This is a genomic window from Paenibacillus sp. S28, assembly GCF_016624415.1.
Taxonomy (GTDB): Bacteria; Bacillota; Bacilli; order Paenibacillales; family Paenibacillaceae; genus Paenibacillus_AQ; species Paenibacillus_AQ favisporus.
In genome coordinates this window covers 59,613-80,344 of record NZ_JACVTM010000015.1, presented here as the reverse complement: position 1 = coordinate 80,344, position 20,732 = coordinate 59,613, and the positions used below count along the sequence as shown (strand labels likewise).

Annotated in this window: 18 protein-coding genes and 1 pseudogene; 6 read left to right on the top strand and 13 right to left on the bottom strand. The window is 45.2% G+C overall.

The window, feature by feature from the left end:
- Nucleotides 1-311: 311 nt before the first annotated feature.
- The 3 genes from IAE55_RS26900 to IAE55_RS26890 are packed head-to-tail and all read right to left on the bottom strand — an operon-like array spanning nt 312 to nt 3,099.
- The gene (locus IAE55_RS26900) at nt 312-1,316 is read right to left on the bottom strand and encodes a zinc-dependent alcohol dehydrogenase (RefSeq protein WP_145156429.1); all 1,005 of its coding nucleotides are present in this window, start codon (nt 1,314-1,316) and stop codon (nt 312-314) included.
- Nucleotides 1,317-2,234: a helix-turn-helix transcriptional regulator gene (locus IAE55_RS26895; RefSeq protein WP_145156428.1), complete on the bottom strand. Its 918-nt coding sequence runs from the start codon at nt 2,232-2,234 to the stop codon at nt 1,317-1,319.
- Between the two features lie 34 nt (nt 2,235-2,268).
- Nucleotides 2,269-3,099: a sugar phosphate isomerase/epimerase family protein gene (locus IAE55_RS26890; protein WP_200634357.1), complete on the bottom strand. Its 831-nt coding sequence runs from the start codon at nt 3,097-3,099 to the stop codon at nt 2,269-2,271.
- Between the two features lie 490 nt (nt 3,100-3,589).
- Between IAE55_RS26890 and IAE55_RS26885 the strand changes: the two genes are divergently transcribed.
- From IAE55_RS26885 to IAE55_RS34290, 5 genes are all read left to right on the top strand, one after another.
- Nucleotides 3,590-4,783, top strand: a complete 1,194-nt coding sequence (locus IAE55_RS26885; RefSeq protein WP_200634356.1) for an MFS transporter — start codon at nt 3,590-3,592, stop codon at nt 4,781-4,783.
- Nucleotides 4,784-5,140, top strand: coding sequence for a heme-binding protein (locus IAE55_RS26880; protein WP_234489892.1), 357 nt, complete (start codon nt 4,784-4,786; stop codon nt 5,138-5,140).
- Nucleotides 5,070-5,243 carry a heme-binding protein gene (locus IAE55_RS34395; protein WP_442793356.1) on the top strand — a complete coding sequence of 58 codons (174 nt, stop codon included), beginning with the start codon at nt 5,070-5,072 and terminating at the stop codon, nt 5,241-5,243. The genes IAE55_RS26880 and IAE55_RS34395 overlap by 71 nt, the downstream gene beginning before the upstream one ends.
- Before the next feature lie 447 nt (nt 5,244-5,690).
- A complete protein-coding gene (locus IAE55_RS26875; protein WP_200634355.1) occupies nt 5,691-6,425 on the top strand; it encodes an IclR family transcriptional regulator in 735 nt (244 codons plus the stop codon).
- A gap of 24 nt (nt 6,426-6,449) precedes the next feature.
- Nucleotides 6,450-6,683, top strand: a complete 234-nt coding sequence (locus IAE55_RS34290; protein WP_325168686.1) for a phosphotransferase family protein — start codon at nt 6,450-6,452, stop codon at nt 6,681-6,683.
- A gap of 358 nt (nt 6,684-7,041) precedes the next feature.
- Here IAE55_RS34290 and IAE55_RS26865 read toward each other — a convergent pair.
- The 10 genes and pseudogenes from IAE55_RS26865 to IAE55_RS26820 form a co-directional block, all read right to left on the bottom strand.
- Nucleotides 7,042-7,410 (bottom strand): annotated as a pseudogene (locus tag IAE55_RS26865) (recombinase family protein); the annotation flags it as partial.
- A 285-nt stretch (nt 7,411-7,695) separates the two neighbouring features.
- Nucleotides 7,696-10,095, bottom strand: coding sequence for a hypothetical protein (locus IAE55_RS26860; RefSeq protein ID WP_200634354.1), 2,400 nt, complete (start codon nt 10,093-10,095; stop codon nt 7,696-7,698).
- Between the two features lie 100 nt (nt 10,096-10,195).
- On the bottom strand, nt 10,196-11,650 hold the full coding sequence (locus IAE55_RS26855) for an extracellular solute-binding protein (RefSeq protein WP_186381794.1): 1,455 nt from the start codon (nt 11,648-11,650) through the stop codon (nt 10,196-10,198).
- Between the two features lie 180 nt (nt 11,651-11,830).
- Nucleotides 11,831-12,727, bottom strand: a complete 897-nt coding sequence (locus IAE55_RS26850) for a carbohydrate ABC transporter permease (RefSeq protein WP_145156420.1) — start codon at nt 12,725-12,727, stop codon at nt 11,831-11,833.
- Between the two features lie 25 nt (nt 12,728-12,752).
- Nucleotides 12,753-13,667, bottom strand: a complete 915-nt coding sequence (locus IAE55_RS26845) for an ABC transporter permease (RefSeq protein WP_200634353.1) — start codon at nt 13,665-13,667, stop codon at nt 12,753-12,755.
- Nucleotides 13,668-13,829: 162 nt separating this feature from the next.
- The gene (locus IAE55_RS26840; RefSeq protein WP_145156418.1) at nt 13,830-15,548 is read right to left on the bottom strand and encodes a sensor histidine kinase; all 1,719 of its coding nucleotides are present in this window, start codon (nt 15,546-15,548) and stop codon (nt 13,830-13,832) included.
- A gap of 3 nt (nt 15,549-15,551) precedes the next feature.
- Nucleotides 15,552-17,075 carry a response regulator transcription factor gene (locus tag IAE55_RS26835; RefSeq protein WP_234489902.1) on the bottom strand — a complete coding sequence of 508 codons (1,524 nt, stop codon included), beginning with the start codon at nt 17,073-17,075 and terminating at the stop codon, nt 15,552-15,554.
- A gap of 1,332 nt (nt 17,076-18,407) precedes the next feature.
- Nucleotides 18,408-18,587 (bottom strand): hypothetical protein, encoded by a 180-nt coding sequence (locus IAE55_RS26830; protein WP_200634351.1) that lies wholly within the window; start codon nt 18,585-18,587, stop codon nt 18,408-18,410.
- A complete protein-coding gene (locus tag IAE55_RS26825) occupies nt 18,588-18,731 on the bottom strand; it encodes a hypothetical protein (RefSeq protein WP_200634350.1) in 144 nt (47 codons plus the stop codon).
- A 156-nt stretch (nt 18,732-18,887) separates the two neighbouring features.
- A complete protein-coding gene (locus tag IAE55_RS26820) occupies nt 18,888-19,310 on the bottom strand; it encodes a GNAT family N-acetyltransferase (RefSeq protein ID WP_145156415.1) in 423 nt (140 codons plus the stop codon).
- A gap of 127 nt (nt 19,311-19,437) precedes the next feature.
- Between IAE55_RS26820 and IAE55_RS26815 the strand changes: the two genes are divergently transcribed.
- The gene (locus tag IAE55_RS26815) at nt 19,438-20,337 is read left to right on the top strand and encodes a LysR family transcriptional regulator (RefSeq protein ID WP_186381791.1); all 900 of its coding nucleotides are present in this window, start codon (nt 19,438-19,440) and stop codon (nt 20,335-20,337) included.
- The last annotated feature ends 395 nt before the right edge of the window (nt 20,338-20,732 follow it).

The window sequence follows — 20,732 nt, the reverse complement described above, 5'->3', positions numbered from 1 at the left end:
TTTATATACTCAACCATTTTCTTATGCAGTTCCAGCTCAGAACATTGAAAGATTCCATTAATGTTATGAGGATTACGGATCACTTTGTTTAATGCATCTATTCCGTATTGCTTGCTAATAAGCATATATGTTCTTGTCGTCTTACAGCATAACTCATGTTGCCAGCGCAAAAACACCTCCAAGTTGTCCTCCACATCGTTTTTTCACTTGAAGGTGTTTTAATTTCTCTCACATTACGGGGTCAGTTCCGTCCGTCGGACAGCTTTCTCTGTTTGCATTTCACAGCTAAGAGACAGTGCAGTTTCCATGCTTTAGGACCAGTCGAACAGGACACCGTGATAATGATCTTTGTCATTTCGCAGGCCTTCATATGCTTGGGCGGCTTGCTCCGGTTTTACGATGTGGCTGATCAAAGGATCGATCTTCAGTTTATTCCTTTTCATGAGATCAAAAATAATATGTGAATTCCGGGTTAACGAATGTTTCACAAAGGCATCAGGTTCCACGGGATATCTCCATTCATGCGCTCCCTTAAAGGTGATGCACCCGTGTCCATCTAAGTGAATGTAGTTAAGAAGATCCGTTATGTTGTCGCGATACTCCCCTCTCGGACTTCCGAGCAGGATTACTTCACCATACTTTGCCACCCATGGCAGTCCCTCTCTAACGACTTGGGGTATGCCCGTAGCATCGATCAAGGTCGTCACCCCTTTGCCGCGAGTAATCTCCCTTATCTGTTCTTGAACCGCGGGACCCGACTGCAGCGTATTCTCGATCCCGCTTGCTTGTGCCGTCACCAATCGATTGTTGGACAGGTCTATTCCGATGACGGATGCGCCTTGTAAAGTGGCCAATTGAGCCGCCATGTTGCCGATGAGTCCTAAGCCAGTCACGGCCGTGTGATCTCCAAGCTCGATATCCGATACCCGAAGAGATGTCATGGCAACCGAAGCCATCCGGGTGAAGGGTACCCAATGAAGCGGCAAGTCGGATGGTGCTTTCAAAAAGATCCCGCTCGCTGAAACTACAGAGTACAAGCTGTGATCTCCATAGTGAAAAACATAATCGCCCTGCTTAAACCCCTGCACCTCTTCCCCTAACTCGATGATTTCGCTTACGGAAGAATATCCCGGCACACCGGGCATTTGAAACCAGCCTTCATTTCCCGATAAGCAGGCCAGTTCGGTGCCAGGACTGATCAAGGAATATTTTTTCTGAACCAGCACCTCATGCTTCCCAATGTGGACGTCCTCTATGACATCCGTTTCTACCTCGACTTGCCAAGGAGCGGTAAATATAATCTTCTTGTTCTCCATCTAATCCTCCTCTGAAAAAGGTTTGACCCAGTTATCAACTGTATTCGAATGAGCTTCAATAAACTGAGAAGCTGTGAGCCCAACGATCGTTTTGAAAGTTCTACTGAACGCGTGAATGGTCGTAAATCCTACTTTTTCTGAAATTTGTGTGATCGAAAGATCGTTTTCAAGCAATCTTCTTTTGGCTTCCTCCATTCGAACGTAAGTCAAATATTTGTATACGGTAATTCCAAGCTGTTCTTTAAAGAGATGCGATACATGATTTGTCGACAGCCCCGCATGCCTGCTGATTTGCTCCAGGTTTAGCTGGGGGTCGCTGAATTGCTGCTGGATGTATAAAATCGCTTTTTCGATCGATGCCCAGCCTTTCGTCTTGGTTCCCTTTCCTTCTTGGGATGCATGCTGGTTTCTTAAAAAGTGTATAAGCAATTCCAAAGCAAGCGATTTCATGAAAATCCGGTGATATGGGCGTTTGTTCACAAATTCCTGCCAAAGGAGATGAAATCGCTTATACAGCTCTAAACGATGTGCCGGGTGGATATGCGAAATCGGATACAGCGTTGACAAGATTTCTTCTTCCGGCTTAATTTTGATGCTCTGCCCTTTATAAACGCCGGTTTCATGCCACTGGCTCTGGTCATCCCAATGAAACAGATCAAAGTGAAAAATATATTGAATTAAGGGCTCATCGGAAGTGGACCGAATAAAATGAAGCTTCATCGGTGGAATCAGAATGGCGTCCCCCGCCTTGATTTCGTATTGGATGCCGTCCAAAATGATCTCAGCTTCACCTTGTTCGATGTACGTAAAAACATGATCATAATCCACCCATTCTCCCACAAGGTACTGGGTCTCGCTAATCTTTACAGTGCGCACAAAAGGCGACAACCGTTCGATTCCATTGATGCTGCTTTCCATGTCATCCTCCGTCCATAGAGTGCTTCGCACCTATTTATCCGCCAAAATCAAATGCTCTTGCAAACCCGGCGCGGGAACGCTCAAATAATGCATCCACCGTGGTGTCCTGTTCTTCTTGTGTCAGTACCTCTTGAGAAACCACGCCGTCATATCCCAGACGTTCAAGGCTGCGCAAGAACCCGCCGACATCAATCACCCCTTCTCCTGGATATAGACGCTCATTGTCTTGTAGTTGGTCGATCGGTTTATCCTTGGCGTCATTGATATGCACATGGACAATTTGTTCCGGCCGCAGGGTGTTCCACCGGTCTGCCCCCATTTCTGTTGTATAGCAATGATAACAATCCAGGAGCAATCCGACGTTGGGCAGATCGATGGCATCAATCAGTTCTAAAGTCTCGTCTATGGTCCAAATCAATGGATGCTTCCACGCCGTACGAAGATGATGCGGACCAACGAATTCCAGCGCAAGCTTAATGCCTTGACCGCCCAGAATCTTGGCGCAGTCCCTTAATCGGTGAATCACTCTGGCCATATATAGCGCTGGCTTTTCATCGGTTGAAGGCAGAATGTAGGTCGTGAATATCGGAATTTTAAGCTGGTTTGCAGCTGCTGCATAACCGGCCAATTTCGAGAGATCGCGCGCAAATGCATCGCTGCCGTTTCGCCAGTCCACGCCCAAATCGGCGGCACCAATGACGATCCCGTTCGTTTCTAAAGTCGTCTTAATCTTGTCTAATCCAGCTTCATGCATGATGCTCCTCATATCTAAATCCACGGCCGCGAATCCATATTCAGCGGCTTTTTGAATAAAAAGGACGTCGTCCACATTTCCGATTCCAGCTTTCGTCAGGCCTTTTTTCAATCGCTGTCTCCCCTTTATTTAAAAGTGTGTTAAGCAGCAATTCTTCATAAGCTCGTTCATATGTATCTTATTGAAATCCAAACGATAAGTCTTTAATTCAGAATACGATTTTTTAACAATAACAACGATTTTATATCGTTAAATGATAAAAAAAGCCGAGACGTGGCGGGACTACGAGTCTGATTTTAACCATCCTGGAACCGGAATGATATTAAAATTACACAGTTTTCTCGCAGGAGTCCGGGACTGTACGTCTTTTCACACGTCATAACAACGACTGTACACTCCCATACCGAAAAAATATAGAGACAATTATCGATATGATGGATGTGTATAGATTGTCACCGTTTAATTATGAACATTACGTTCTTTTATCGTTATTATCTCTGCATTGCCTCGATACTAGTTTCGATTATTGAAACTTTTATCTCTTTATTTGAACTTTATTGATACCTAACTTAGTATTAGCCTACATAAAGGAGGTGAACGTATGAATTCAAAAATCATTATTGCACTAATCTCCCTTGCGTTAAGTGCATTTGCCATTGGAACAACAGAATTTGTTATTGTCGGTATTCTACAAGAGGTGGCAACCGATCTTGGGATCACGGTAACGCAAGCAGGAACACTGGTGTCTGGATATGCAGTGGCCCTAGCCATTGGAACACCGATCGTCGTAGTAATGACCGGGAAGTTGCCTAAAAAAGGTTACTTGGTATTCCTTATGATCGTGTTCACTGCAGGGAATGCTCTGGCATCTGTAGCTCCGACCTATTCGGTCTTGCTCTTGTCTAGAATAATTACAGCTGTTTCTCATGGTGTATTTTTCGCTGTTGCAGCTACAGTGGCGGCTGATATGGTCCCAGCAAATAAAAAAGGCACCGCCATTTCTATTATGTTCACCGGGTTAACCGTGGCCACCATTCTCGGGGTTCCCCTTGGAACCTATATCGGACAAGAATTTGGCTGGCGGATGTCGTTTGCCGGTGTCGCTGTATTAGGTCTGATCGCATTATTGGTCAGTCTTGTAGCCGTAGAAAAAGTCCCGCGTTCAATGCACTCGCCGAGCTTGAGAGATGTAGGAAGTTTGATTGCTAACCCCAGGATCATTACTGCTTTACTCATGACGGTGCTCGGTTTCGGTGGAACTTTCGCCCTATTTACGTATATCTCTCCAATCCTTGAAGAGATTAGCGGGTACTCAGCTTCGTCTATTTCATGGCTGCTGCTGATTTATGGGATTGCCGTGGCAATCGGGAATATCGTCGGGGGAAAATTAGCAAATGGACATCCTGTAAAGGCACTTCGTTTCGTATTCCTGTTTCAGGCCATTGCCCTACTGCTGCAAATCTGGCTACTTCCCAACAAAATGCTCACCATTTTTTCCCTAATAATCATCGGTTTGTTCGCATTTATGATGTCTCCCGGCGTACAGGCCTACATTCTAATGCTTGCAGAAAAGCTGGTACCTTCTGCAAAGGATGTCGCTTCTGCATTAAATATATCTGCATTTAACATTGGGATTGCCGCTGGTTCAACATTGGGGGGGCTTGCAGTAGACCATATGCATGTTATGGACACGGCTTGGATTGGTGCGATTATGGCGGGATTCGCTTTTTTATTGGCAGTAATCAATTACAGAATGGACATGAAACAGAAACTTTTTATTGAGGAGAGAGGATAAATGAATTTGAATGCCTTAGATCTTTTGGAGAAAGAATTGGAATTTGCAAGTTTTAGCCATCAAGATGCCCTTGCTATTGGAAACCGGATTGTGCAGTATGCCGAAGAAAACAATGTGGCTGTTGCCATTCATATTGAACGTAACCGAGTTCCCGTGTTCACGCACCTGATGGATGGCACCTCGGAAGAAAATTACACATGGTTGTATCGCAAAAAACGGATCGTCGATCACTATAACCGCAGTTCTGCCTATATCGCGGAGCGTTTTACCCAAAGTGGTGCTTCGCATGCAGAACACTCCCTGCTTTCTGCTGCAGAATATCAAGCGGTGGGTGGTTCTATTCCCAATCCGTGTTAAAGGTGTTGGCGTAGTCGGTTCAGTTACAGTTGGAGGATTAACCGGCGAGTTGGATCATGCTTATGCAGTTGAAGGCGTCCGCCTGTTTCTGAGAGAGAGATGAGAGGGTGGGGCATAAGCCCTTGCCCTCTTTTTTTTTCATACATATTCCGTTAATTTAGTGCTTTTCGATGTTTACCATAACGCCCGATTCATGTATTCGTGAGCAGGCATAATCCCCATATAAATACGAAATTACGTGGATATGTTCTGCATCAAGCCAGAAACAGGATAATTTTCTAATGGTTACAGATTCGTTCGTTTTATCTTTGAACAATCCTTAAATAAGAACATATTCATTGGAGTCAGTTTAGGTCCTCCTGCAAAAGACCGTGCCTGTACAATTTCACTTTATACAAGCTAAAATTGAAAATGCAAAGGTTTTTATTTAATATGTCAATAATAAATTTAAGATATATTTGATTGCCGTTAAGAATCATGCTTCCATCAAACCTGGAACCACATTGATAATCATGAACACACATCAATAAGAATACTTAGAGGTGAATCAATGGATCAATATGAGGTTTCAACACTAAAAAAAGGACTGCTCATTCTTGATGCCTTGCAGCAGGGCGTGCCCATGAGACTAACTGAGATCATGGACCGGTTTAACCTTAACAAATCTACAACCTTTCGTCTGCTATATACTCTTGAAATGACTGGTTTTATTCAAAAAGAAGGCCACACTTACAAAGCTTCCGATTTAAAGGGGAACTATTCATTGTCTGCCAACACTCGGCTTAATTGGCTAGTTGTTCCACCCCTACATCAATTAGCGCAGGAGCTTGGGGAAACTGCATATATCGGGATACTAGATGGAATGAAAGTCATGACAGTACAAGTCGTAGAGGGCAATCATGCCATCCGTAGTCATACATCTGTAGGTGATTCCGCTTATGCTCATCTAAGTGCCTTTGGGAAAGTCATTCTAGCTCACCTAAGTGATGAAAAATTAAAAAAAATGCTTACACATCTTACCCAGTACAAAGCAACGAAGCATACCTTTGACGACAATCATTTATTAAAACAGCATCTAAACGTAATCCGTCAACAAGGGTATGCCATTGATGATGAAGAAACAGAAGTGGGTTTACGCTGCGTAGCTGTACCAATATTTTATAATGACATTGTGATCGCAGCATTAGCTATATCCGGCCCTGCAGCGCGCTTAAACCGAAAGAGAGACCGTGCAGTTAGTAAAAAATTGAAGGAATGCAGTGCACAGATTTCCGCTCTACTTTAACCCGCTCATCTGCAAATTCAGTCCGTGGATGCATCTTATCATGGTGAGTGGAAAGAGCCATGCAAAGAGATTCTCGACTCAAAATTGTATGAAAGATGTATTATTCATTTTGATGGGGTCTTCTCTGCTTTACCGGATCTTGACGGACCTTGCATTGTTCACATGGATTTTAGACCAGGTAATATATTGGTGAATGGTAACGAGGTTGCTGGCATTATTGATTTCGTGAGTGCCCGTGGTGGATCGTGTCGGAAATAGATTTTACTAAAGTCAATCGATATTTTTGGGAAGTCAATCCGAGAACAAAGATACCGTTCATTGAAGGTTATCAATCGATTCGAACTATGTTGGCTCTGGAAAGAGTGCTGCCATTTTATGATTTTTACGATGCTTTCAGCGCGGTTGTTTGGTGTAACAACAGAGGAATTAAAAAAATCAAACGTTCCTTCAGGAAAATATTCTTGCTTTAAGGAATTCGGTAGGTTATTGAGCAAAGTTATTTAAAATTGATAGGGCAGGCCATCCCACAAAGGATGGCCTTGAAACTTGCCGTTACAGATAGCACGAAGATCCGTTTCATAAATATAATACATTGTTTTACACTATCCTGACCGTTCTTCTTTCGCTCCTGTTCAGCCACGTATGCTAGGAGGCTTAAAAACTGATCCTCCATCACTTTTCCGAAGTCCCCCATTGTTTTAAACTTTCGACTATCGAACAAGGTTTCATTATCCAGGCAGACAATGTCTGCGCCGACTTCGCGTGTAATATGCTTCCATTCCCGAATGATCCCATCATAATCTCGACCAAGCCGGTCAAGTGCATCTACATAAACCAGGTCGCCTTCACGGATCATCAGCTGCATGGCTTGATAGCGAGGACGGTCAAAGTCCTTACCACTTTTCTTATCAATAAATATAAAACGATCCTCGATGCCTAATTCTCGAACAGTCCCTTTCTTGCTGTTCCAAAAAGCATGCTTTATGACACATTTGTTTCAAGCCAAAAACACCTGTGCTCAATACCTTCAACTTTACAGTCTGGGCATTTTGGCTTTGCATCAGACATAATACCCTCAATAAAGATGCTATACGAAGAATACGATTAAAGAGAATCATAGCAAACCGGACTGGCCTAAGGATTTATTCTTGACCAGCCCGTTTTTTGTCGTCCACTGTAAGATATTTGGGCAAATTGTCAGCAAGCAAAATTCGCCGGACCTCAAACTCGATTTGGGTAAGCTCCTTGTCACTGCGCGGCAACTGCGCTGCTAATTCGCTTCGATCTGCTCCGGTTCACCCCGGGTGAACACTTTAACACTGACAACCGGCTTGGGATCACCCTTGAATTTGCAACTGAACGACAATGTCTGCCCGCCTGCGGCTACAGTCGGCGCCTCGGCGGATGTCTTGACGGTTCTCAAGAGATTCCAGTTCTGGTCATAGATTTTGCCCTCGGAGGTGCCCTCGCAGACTAGATACTCATTGACAGCAACTTCAGTTTCAAAAGTCATATACGTGCCGTTCGTATAAAACGTCGGATCCTTGACTTCTGCATCTTCATTGCCGTAAGAAGGCATCACGCGCAGGCAGAAACGGAGGGACTGAGCCGCATAATTATTGTAAAAGGCCCAATCAGCGCCTCCTGGCTGACCGGGCTGCAGCTCTTCCGGGCTGCAAACGAACGGTTTGGAGATAGCAATCGGATACAGATTCCATCTCCCTCTTCCCGCTTCCTCCAGATGCCAATCGCTTTTTGCATCGCAAAGCCGTTGGCGCTGCTCCGCGGTAAAAACTTTCGCATGCCGGGCTTCCTCCCAGACACGCACGCTATCGAGCAATATATTGATATTGCCGTTACGCTCAAGTACAGCCATGTCGGCCACCAGTGAGAAGCCGGCGTTAAAACCTGCCGCTTTCGACAGCACCCATTCAATTTCATCCAGAGTAGTCGCTTCGAAGCGCTCTGAAGCAGAACGGATCAGAAACCAGCCAAGCATGGGCGGTATGAAATTCCGTTCGAAATAGCGCTGGTTGCTAAGCCGCAGTTCAAGCTGACCTTCGCGGGTACGAGCGCCCCACGGTTCACCCCAATTGAAGCGGGTAAATATATGCCATAAATAATTGGGCACAACAATACTCGCATCATTGATGACCTCTCCGCCCCAGCGTTCGTAGCACATATTCACGAACCGGTTTACGCCGTAACCGTCCTGTCCTGTCGCATACAAGCCTTCCAAACCGTCAAATGAGATTTGCTTTAGTCCAGCCTCAGCCATCAATCCGCCAATCCGTTCACTGAACCGGTCCTGCAGCCGGATATTCGGGAACACAACATCATACGGATGATCCCATAAACGGCCGATTTCCGATCCTTCCAGATGCGGGGCCGGGGCAGTTCCGTGTATGCCGCGTTTGACGCTTGTCAGCTTCCACGGAGCGTTCTCCGAAACACCGCCATACTCGATGAGTTCCTTATCAATTTTGGCCGTACGCCGGAACAAGTTGACTGTAAACGGCCGAGGATCTTCGATCCCGATCTCCTGGTCGAGCGATCCGATCGATGCCGTCAGCTTCGCCGTGCCGACCTTTTCCAGCCCTTCATCAGGCACGGGAGCAACATAAGGATCGTTCAGCGTCGTGAAGTTGGACAAGGTATGAATGCCCACATGTACCCCTTCGTTCTCCGCCAGCTCGACACATCGCTTCAAGCTTCGGTCCCCGTCAGGGAAATACTTGGGCTTTAGCTTGAAGTGCCCCCAGTTCTCAAACGGATCCGGATGGTATACATAGTTCAAACCGGCAAGCCTCGTATACCGTACGGCCGCTTGAATCGTCTCCTCAGAAAAATCGGTAATTAAATAAGACCGGGTAGCCACGTGCGACGTTTTCCCCCAAACACCGTCAAATTCCGGATGAGGCAGCCCTTCTCCAAGCTCAATCGCTTCAATTGTCGCCAGCACCCGATCAACCGGACAGCCGAACAAGGCAATTTTGGTTCCCGGAATATGGGCGTCATCACCGTCCATGCCCTCTACTTCTGCATTCGTCAAATTCCATACCGGGCGATGCGCGGGTTTTGTCCTGTTGCGGGCGAATGACTGCAGCAAGCTCCCCCCCTTGACTACAGGCCAAGCCGTAGACACTTCGTAGTCGAACTTATTGTCGGACAGCTGCCGTCCGCCGGAATCCGCATTGTCGCTGGCGGCATAGGACGGCTGGACAAATGCCATCCTTCCCAGCTCGGCTGGCCAGCCCCCGACGGTTTTCATATTCAGTGCCTGCATCCCGATGGCAAAATCATCGCCTTGAACAACGCCTACCGATTCTCCGATCGAGGCGTCAATCGACATGACGATTGGTCCCCAGATCAATGTATCCGGATCTGCACCGTCGATACAGATCACCTCAAAGGTTGCATAGCATTCCCTGCTTGCTGTGGAAATGGTCACGAAAGCGCCACCAGGATAATATAACGTTAACTCTTCGGACGCCGTATCGTATTTTGCCGCTGAAGGCACTTCTAACTGCTGCCCGGTCGCAAGACGAATGAGCGGCGAGTTGTACGCTGTGTTCACATACGATTTCTGACCTCTCGCATCTGAAAGCGCCGTCACTTCCCCGGTATCGCTGATTCGAATTTCCATCGATCCAGCCTTTATATTAAGCATGGTTTGGTTTCCTCCTTAATGACCTCTAACGTTTTAGGAAATGTAAGGAGGCCCTCTTTTCATCTAACGCTGGAATAAGGCCACCCACTTTTCTAACAAATTATTTTAAATTTTCATCATATATTTTTTGAGCTTCTTCCAGCACCTTGTCTCCGCCCATCTTCTTCCACTCGGCAACAAATTTATCGAATTCATCGAGAGATTTGCGGCCCGTTATAAAGTCGATGTAGGCGGTGAGCGTGAACTGCTTTAATTTATCTTGATAATCGTTGTACACCGGCTTATTAAACGGTGATAGAATATCGATCACTTGTGTACCTTTCGCCCGGGTATCTTGCGCCAATTTGCGCAAGTCTTGATCTGACGTATATGCGGTTTGGAAATTGTAATCATTGAAGGAGCCTGGCAAAGAGAAACCGCCGATTCCAGCTTTTTTGCGTACTTTTTCATCATCGTACGGCGGGATGAATTCGACCGTACCTTTATCACTCTTCTTCCAGTGTTGACCCTCCACGCCGAAGTTCATCAGCTCATACATAGCTGGCTCAAACTCCGTAGCTTCAAATACCTGCATATATTTGATCAGCTTGTTTTGATTCTGTGCCAGCTGCTTGCCGAACATGATGCCGGAAGCGAAAGCCGGATTGTATTGTGAGATACCGTAGCTGCCACTTGGACCCTTGACGCCGCCCACCGTTTCAAAATTAAAATCCGGATTCTTCTTTTTGAGCTTGTCATACCATTGTTCGCCGCCCAGGAAGGCATTGCCCGGAAGGAATGACCACCAATAGTATTCTATGGCGCCGATCTTGTCGGCCAGCACTTTATCCTCAACGTTGCTCCCTTTGTTAACGACAAATTCAGGGTCGATCAATTCATTTTTATACCAGCGGTTCAGCACGGTAAGCGCCTCTTTGGCCCCTGGCTCAATCTCGCCGCGGACAATCTTGTCGTCTTTTACCCGGAAGATATTTGGATACGCATCAAAAGCGCCAAATACGGAACTGAACATCGATTCGATATTATCTGCCGAAGCAGTGATGCCATAAGTGTCCTTTTTGCCATTGCCGTCCGGGTCGTCATTCCGGAATTTGGTCAGTGCCGTTTCCATTTCTTCCAGCGTTTCCGGCGTTTTGGCGATACCGACCTTCTTCATCCAGTCACTGCGGAAAGCAAGCTGGATGCCGTCGATTCCGATATCCCATATAACCGGCAGTCCATAGATTTTGTCGTCTCTTCTAACATATTTGAAGGGATCGTCACCCAGATATCTTTTTAACCATGCAACATATTTGGGCATATACTGCTCGATCAAATTCTGCGGGATCTCAGTCGCAACCCCTTGCTCTATCAGCTTGTCGTAATCGGGAAAGTTCGGTTCCTTCCACCAATCGGGGATCTCGTTGGAAGCGATCATTAGGTTCAGCTTTTCTTTCATTGCATCTCTTGATGAACTAATAAAATCAATATCGATGTTGTACTCCTGTTTCAGCTTCTCAACAATGGGTGAATTCGTGGTTGTCGCATCATCCAAATTCCAGAATGTCAGCTTCATCTTCTCCTCGGCCTTAGTTCCATTCTCCGGGGCGCTGCCGGGATCGGCTCCCTTGGTGGATTCCGTCTTGCTGCAGGCCGACAGGACCGAGATAAGCAGGGCACCTGCCAATATTCCGTTCAACCAGCTTCTCTTCAATTCAATCATCCCTTTCTTGAGATCGCTTTCAAGCATGAGCATTCAACCCTTAACCGCGCCGATCATAACGCCTTTAACGAAATATTTCTGAATAAACGGATATACCACGAGCATCGGAATAATGGAAAGCATGACGACCGTCGCCTGCAGCTGCCTGCCGGAGAAGACAGTCTCCTTCCCTATGTTCTGGATCACATTATTGATATCTGTCATATCGTTCTGAATGATTATTTTGCGCAATACAATTTGCAGCACCTGCTTGTGCGGATCTGAAATATAGATCATGCTGTCGAACCAGGCATTCCAGTGCCCGACTCCAACCCACAGAGCAATGGTGGCAAGTACAGGTTTTGAGAGAGGAATGACGATTTGAACGAATATTCGAAGATAGCCGGCTCCATCGACTCTAGCCGATTCTTCAAGTTCATGTGGAATGGATCTGAAGAAATTTCGCATAATCAGTACGTTGAATGATCCGATCATACCGGGGATGACAAGTACCCATAACGTATTCAACATATGAAGTTCTTTGATGATGAGGTAAGTAGGGATCAAGCCGCCGCCGAAGAGCATCGTGAACAGGATGAAGCTGGTCAGCGTCCGATTGAACGGAAGGTCTTTTTTGGCCAGCGGGTAAGAGGCCAGCGACGTAAAGAATACGGATACAACGACACCTACGGTCGTACGAACAATGGTATTCCAGTACCCTCTCCACAGTTCATCGAACTCCATGGCCAGTTTGTAGCTTCCGAATGTCCATTGCTTGGGGAAGAGAACCAGGCCCGTGGCATAAGCGGCTCCTTCCGTATCCGCTCCGTCAAGCGAAATGACAATTTGCGTCCAGAACGGGTAAAGCGTAGCGATCATGATCAGCAGCAGAATCAGATACAGCAGGGCGTCCACCACTTTGTCCCCCGTCGTCTTCTTGATGTTCATCATACTGACCGCTCCTTCGTTAGAAACTCTACCATAATGCGTGCTCCTTCCCGCCTAGCCGCTTCACTATAGTATTGACGGTAACAATCAAGATCAAAGCGATGACCGATTTGAACAATCCTACGGCTGTAGCATAACTGTAGTCCATTTCAACCAGGCCTTTGCGGTACACATAAGTGTCGATAATGTCCGCGACGTTATACACTTTGACATTATACATATTGAAGATTTGATCGAATCCGGCATCCAGTATGCCCGACATGGACAGAATGAGCATAATAGCGATTACTGGAGCAAGCATAGGGATGGAGATGTGGAACATCCGTTGAAAGCGTCCGGCGCCATCCATGACAGCCGCTTCATGCAGTTGGGGATCAATATTCGATAATGCAGCGAAATAAATGATCGAGCCCCAGCCAAAGCCCTGAAAGATGGACGTAACAACCAGAATCGTCCGAAAATATCGTTCATCTGCCAGAAAGAGCGCTTTCTCGCCGCCAAACAGGTGGACAATCATATTGACCGGACCATCAAGCGAGAAAATCGTAAAGAAAATCCCCCCTAATACAACCCAAGAGATGAAATGCGGCAAATACGATACCGTCTGTACCACCCTTTTGAATTTCGTACTGGTAATCTCGCTTAGCATTAAGGCAAACAGAATCGGAACGGGGAAACCAAAGAGAAGCTTGTATACACTAATAATGAGCGTGTTGCGTAGTACCGTGTAGAAGTAGGGATCTTCAAAAATCATTTTAAAATGCTTGAACCCGACCCAAGGACTCCCTAAAATTCCCTGCGTAATCTTGAAATCCTTAAAAGCTAGCAGCACACCATACATCGGAGCATAGTTGAAAATCATGTAATAAATGACCGCTGGGACAATCATCAGCAGCAGGACACGGTACTGCTTGATCTTTTTCCTGGTATCTTTTGTCAGCATGCGTTATGCACCTTGGATGTACATGATTCTTTCATTGTCATCACCCCTTTCTATAGTGAAAACTATAGCAGAGGCTCAAAATAAAGAAATTATCAAATATTTTGGAAATGATTCAGTTTTTTACGGACTTCATGGGGCGCTTGTCCACCGGCCAAAACTCTATCATCTATCCGTGGTATTTTGTTGATATTGCGGGACGGTGATGGTCATGATCGTGCCTTGCCCGAGCTGGCTGCTGACGGAAATCCCGTACTCCGGCCCGTGCAGAAGCTGTATTCGGTCATTCACATTTTTTAGCCCGTAGCCGGTGGAATACACCGTCAGTATTCTCTCGGCCGTATCCGGCGGCATTCCCGGCCCGTTATCTTCCACGTCAAAGGCAATCATCTCGTCACATATTCTCGCCCTCACTGTCAGCAGGCCGCGTCCCGCCTCCTTCTGGTCAATGCCATGGAGGATCGCATTCTCGACAAGCGGCTGAAGGATCAGATGGATCGTGTGGCAAACGTATACCGCTTCCTCAATTTCATATTCAACGTCAAAGCTGTAGTCACGCATGATCTGAATAATTTCCACATAGGACTTCATATTTTCGAGCTCATCCCTGACAGAGGTAATATTGTTCCCCCGGTTGAGCGCCGTCCGATAAAACTTCGAAAGAGAGGTCACCACGTGGCTGATCTCATGAGAGTCGCTTTTTATCGCCTGCCAGTTGATGAAAGATAGCGTGTTGTACAAAAAATGCGGGTTGATTTGCCACTGCAGCGCTCTCAGTTCCGCCTCCTTCTGCACAATTTTGCTGCGGTAAGATTCGTCAATCAATTCATTAAGCCTGATCAGCATTCGTCCGAACCGGTTTGTCATCTCTCCGATCTCGTCTCTGGACGTGCTTGCTACCCGAAGGCTCAAATCCCCCATCTCTACCCGCTTCATCATAGAGTTGAGCGTATAAATACGCCGAATCATCGTTCGGGAGAAAATATAAATAATAACGAGCAGCGCAGCAATGCAGATCAGAATCAAACCCAGGGTAACCCTGATAATTGAGCCGGCTCCCTCTGTTAACTTCTTCGTTGGTACAAAGCAATAGAAGGTCCAGTTCGTCTGCTGGATTTCCTTCTTGACCAGAAAAAATGAAGTTTGCCCGTCCCTGATCATACTACCGTCTTCATTCGACAAATCCCCGGACAGCAGGTGTTGACGCCGCTTAGCGTTCGGGTTGGCATAGATTAATCGCTGATTCTCATCTGCGATGAAAATAGCATTATCCTGCAGTGTATTCGATAAATTAAACAAATCCTTCGAATTGATCCTCATATAGACGAGGTTCGTATTTCCTTTCGTATAAAAGTTGGGGAACTGCGCAGTCACGATCAATCCGTCCTCGAAAAACCATTGATTCCGGTTCGGAGCCGCCAGAAGGGCATCATGGTACCACCGCTCCTCGCTAACCCGTGATGCGGAGAGAATAGCATCTCCATATTCCGGAACGGAGCTTTGAGTGTAGAACATGATCTGTTCAATGTTCTGGTCCATGTTTTTCATCATGTTAAAATACGGCATCAAGTAGCCGTTCAGATCGCGAGACAAATTAACGAGGTCGATATAATCGTTCGTCACAATTTTCTCAAAGGTCGCATTATAAATAATAGATTGTATCGTATGATTGTACCGTTCCAGAGACTTCTCAATGCTCTCCGTGATCGTGCCCGCGTTCTTTTCAATTCCCTGCAGCGCCTGATACTCCAACATTTGCTTGGACTGATGATAGGCGTATAACCCGAGCACCAGAATGGGGATAATGATCACCGTCAAATAGGATACGAACAGCTTGTGCTTGAAACGCATCCGGTCAAATAGCCACAGACGCTCCCTCCTCATGGCTCACACATCTCCCCGGTATTGTGACGGTGATACGCCGTAATGACTTTTGAACAGCGAACTGAAATAGGGAAAATTGCTGTATCCCACATCTTGACTGATATCGATAATCTTGCGGTTCGTCGTCAGCAGCAGCTCCTTGGCCTTCTCCATTCGGTACATGGTAATGAATTTGTTGATACTGATCCCTTTTTCCTTTTTGAACAAATAACTTAAGTAGCTTGGAGACAAATAGACCTGCTTCGCCAGCCATTCCAGTGACAGATCGGTTTGGTACTTGGTATGTATCATTCGAACGACTTCCTCGATTGCCTTCGGCATCCCGTCCCTGTAACCTTCGCCGGAGGGGATATGCTCATCCAAAATAGCCTGCACCACTCTGCGCAAATCGTGTAATCTGGCAGCGTTATTGATTTTCTCAAGCTCCTTCTTGAACAAGCCGGGTTGATTGCTCGAAGTTACGTCAAAGATCGATCTGACGATCTCCATGCATACATATTTGATGTAGACGACGGAGAGCTGCTTGCAGTTCTGCACGGTGTCGAACAATTGCTCGAACCTCAGTCTGACAATACTCCAACGGCTTAACTGGATATACTGTTTGATTTCCTCCATGGCATCATTGACGGAAGCCATTATATCGCCCTCCCCCGTCAGGAACGTCCGGTTTGCCTGCAGCACAGTTCCTTCCTCCAGAAAAAAAGAAATCTCCAGAAGGGGCTCCAGCTCCTGGTACGCCTGATACAGCTGATTGGCCTCGTCAATCGGACCGCTAACAGCAACCATCATGTTCTTGCCGTAATCTTCCTTAACCCGATTGATGATTTCCTGACCCAGTTCTGTAAACACCTCCACCGACTCATCCGCAGCAGTTTCAACGAGAAGCAGCCCCTGAAACTCATTCAAATGAATCAATTCAGATCCACGGTCTACTACCTCCGCCAGCTTCACTTCAGAATCCTCCCGGTCAAACAAACGACTGCGCGAAGTCAGCATTAGCATACGGATCAAGGGATAGCCGCATATGCTGCTGATCGGCATCGGCACTGGTTCCTTCACGGTTTGCCCTAAAATGAGATTGGTGAGTACTTTCTGCTTCTCATAGCGGACCTCCTTCAAATAGGCTTCCTGCATCAGCTCCTGCTTTTCTTTCTGTAGCCGTTCCTGGTCACACTGCCGGATCACATTGGACAATACCTTGATAAACTCCCCAACCTGAACCGGCTTCAGCAAATAGCGTACCGCCTCCAGGCTGATGGCGCGCTGTGCATATTCGAATTCGCCGTAGGCGCTCATGAAAATAACCTTGATAGGCCGTCCGGATTCCCGTACTTTCTCTGCAAGCTGCAGTCCGTCCATTCCCTTCATCCGGATATCGGACAGCAAAATATCGACGTCATGGTGATCCAGATAAGAAATCGCCCCTTCGCCGCTTCCCGTTTCGGCAATTTCCAGATCAAACCCATATTTCTCTACCAAAAAACGGACACCATCCCGTTCAAACTTGTCGTCGTCAACAATGAGCATCTTCAGCACATCTTGCACCACCTTACACCCAAACATAATGAATTTAAATGGATAGCATGTACGACCTACTCTGCACGCTCACTCAGCAAACATCTTCGCGCACAAAGGCCAAAATATAAAGCGTTTACAATTTGAAACAATTCTAACACAAATGTATAGGTTGAATAAGATCCTCGATTATCATTTTGTGCCCTTCTCCCGGAACAAGTGTTCAATCAATTTCAGTTATTCCAGAACATCGTGCCGGGCAATAGCGGCATGCAGCTTTCGTTGGAATAGCACTCTTAAAAAGAAATATGAAAACTCAATATCGAAGTTCAACCCAAAAAAGATTCCCAAAGGGAAAGAAAATTCTACATTAATAATTAATGAACCAAGTACACAAGAATTCCAAGCAATAACTTAATTAAAGAAAATTCGGACTATATTAATGAATTAGAAGAAAAAATTGAGCAGCCGCAAAAAGAAATCAAAAAGTTAAGAGAACAAACAAAAATGAATAGAGATAGACTTATTGCAAGCGATGATATAATTAGTATCATTTCAAATGCAAAGCAAAAGGGCTATTTAGGGCGAGCAAACTAATATTATTAAAATAAGAGTATCCAGTTGGCTCCTTATTTTTTTTGAAATAAAGGTATTTTATCTAACTATTTGGCAAATAAATATACTCGATGCAGGAACACGAAATACTATAGGTCGAATATTTGTTTAGAGGTGATCAAAGTTTATAGAAGAATTAAGAATTGAATTGCCGCAGCCTATGCTCAAAAAGTTAGAATTAAATTAAAGACAGGAGAAGTATTAGAAGGTAAGGCCCAATTATCAGGGATCCGAATCGGGCAATAGTGCGCTGGTCCATTATGGATCCCCTATGATGAAATTGAATTGGTTGAACGCTTAATAAAGCTGAATTGATTAAGGAGGACCGCCTAATGGCGGTTTTTTTCGATTACTTTTGTATGCATATTTATATATACTCATGCACTTTCTCACTAATTGTGAAAATATTTCTCAACAATTATGAAAAAATTATCACTAATTATGACAACACACAAACCCTGTGTGTTGTCATATTTGGTGAGAATAACCAACGAGAAAATGTTGATGAATCAATGCGTGTTTTCATATTTATTGAGAAGAGTTCCTTTAGTAAACGCCGGATATAATGCTTATTTTCATTATTAGTGAGAATTTCCGCAAAATCCCGTCTGTATATATATTCACTAATATACACCGATTATGGACCAAATCTCAGGGGCAGTATAGCTCAATGAAGACATTTGAAGGCAGCCGGCTTTTTGGTCACTGCCTTTTTTTCTCAACTAACGGTCAGGATAGCATTACGACCATTAAATAATAAAAAACTCCTGCATCCAGATTTCCAAACACTTTTAACATCGTATTCTCCCATTTCAACTGCTGAACATAACGCTCCTGATCTAAATATTCCTTCCGCCTTCCTCGTTGACCCAGTAGACCAAACTCACCATTTTCACGGTATTTTCGCATCTAACGCTTCATCCGACCCTGATCTTGGATTCCCAATTGATCGTTGATCTGCCGATATGTCCATTTTTCCTCTACGTGCAAGCGGATTGCCCCCAGCTTAACTTCCTCAGAATATCTTTTGAACTTTTGACCTTTAATAGCCATAAAAATACACCCCCTAGAATTTCATCGGTTAAACCAAGGGGTTCTTCCAATGTCTATTCTAAGGGGTGCACTTCATTGTGCCAGCGGTCCTTTTTATCGTGAAAAGTGGTGGATGTATCAGATCACGGGAAACAAAAGTACCAAGTTATTGATCCGTTATTCCTGAGTATCTACGGAATATACGGAAAAGCCGCTTCTCTTTTCCCAACCCTCTTTAGACCAGAATGCGTTGCCCGCCGAATTGTCATCAATGACGAAAATGTGGCACTTCTCAATGCCTTGTACGCTCAATTGCTGCAGACTCAGCTGCACCAGACGCTGTCCAATCTTCTGCTTACGATAACCCGGATCGACCGCCAAATGATAGATAAATCCACGTCTTCCGTCGTGACCCGCCAAAATCGTGCCTATGATTCTGGAATCCTCTTCGCAAACAAAGCTAAGTCCCGGATTACGCAGCAAGTATTCCTCGATGCTTGATTTAGAATCTGCGCTACTTAACGCCAAGCCTTCGATTTTATTCCAAAGCATATACATTTGGTTATAGTCTTGTATCGTCATTTCTCTCATCGCTATCATCTGTAATTTCCTCCTGTCTAGGTTGTGCCTGGTTATTTTTAAGTATATATTGAACAAGTAATTAATCAAATGAATAATAAATATACTTTGGATGAATTTCATTCATGATAAGGAAAGCAGGGGTATAATGACCCACTTGCAACTCGAGGTATTTTTGAACATATACGAGACCGGGAGCTTTACTAAAGCGGCTCAGAAATTAAGCATGACGCAATCCGCAGTCAGCCATTCCATTGCTGGACTGGAGAAGGTACTGGGGATTCATTTATTCGAACGGGGACATAAAATGGTCAAAATCACGGAAGCAGGCACACTGATCCTCCCTCATGTCAGGGAGATTTTTAACCAGGAGGCCATTATAAGACAGAAGACGGCAGCACTTTTAGATTGTGAAACGGGCGCCATCAAAGTCGGTACGTTTCCCAGTTTTATGGCAAATGTCCTCCCTGAGTTTTTGAAGGCTTTTAAAAGGCAGTACCCAGGAATAAATGTGGAAGTTTTTGAAGGAGGGTATCATGAAATCCATGAGTGGGTCCATGAAGCGGATATTGATTTTGGCATTTCGATCGAATCCGAAGATCATGCATTCATACCACTTATGAGGGACCCAATGTATGTGGTTATGCCAATCGGGCATGCCTTACAACAATTGGAAGTTCTGACTGTCGAAAGTCTTTCGGGCGAGCCATATATCAATGTGAAGGGTTATGAGACTTTGCTCGAAGAAATTATGCAAAATTCGGGGGTAAGGCTTAATGTACAGTATCATTTGCACAACACCTATTCAATCATCTCGGCTGTTGAAGCGGGACTGGGGATTACCTTGCTGCCCGAAATGGCTTTGCCAAAAACGACCGAAAAAATTTACTGTACTCCGCTGCATCCTCTCTTTACCCGAATGATCGGCATTATTCACCGGTCCCCATCGACGCTTACGCCTGCGGCAAAGTCTTTTGTTGACTTCTTAATGACACGCATCGGCTTTGATAAGGGGGAAAAAGCATATGACGCCAGCCGTAAAGCATGAAAACAGACCGTTCCGGAAGGCATCATTTCGCTATAATCGATGCAAATATCTTGAACCATTGCATCTTGCTGTCATCATTTAATTTTGAACGGTAAGTAATTGATTGAACCCCCGATCGTTTATCTTTACCAAGCAATATTTATACAAACATTTTGCAAACTTCCCCTCCTTGTCTGCATCTCATTTCAGGGCGTGACAGCTAAGGTGAATTGTTAAAACCGATGCAGACCAAAAAAGGACGAAGCATGAAATCTCTGCTTCGTCCCAACACATCGGATTGGCGATGCCAAAAAACTTGTGACTTTTGCTAACGAACTGAAGTGACGCTATTTGGCGTATTTCAATTCTTGTTGTGTAGTATGCATGCAATGTCTTAAAGGCTTGGTTCTTCGCCA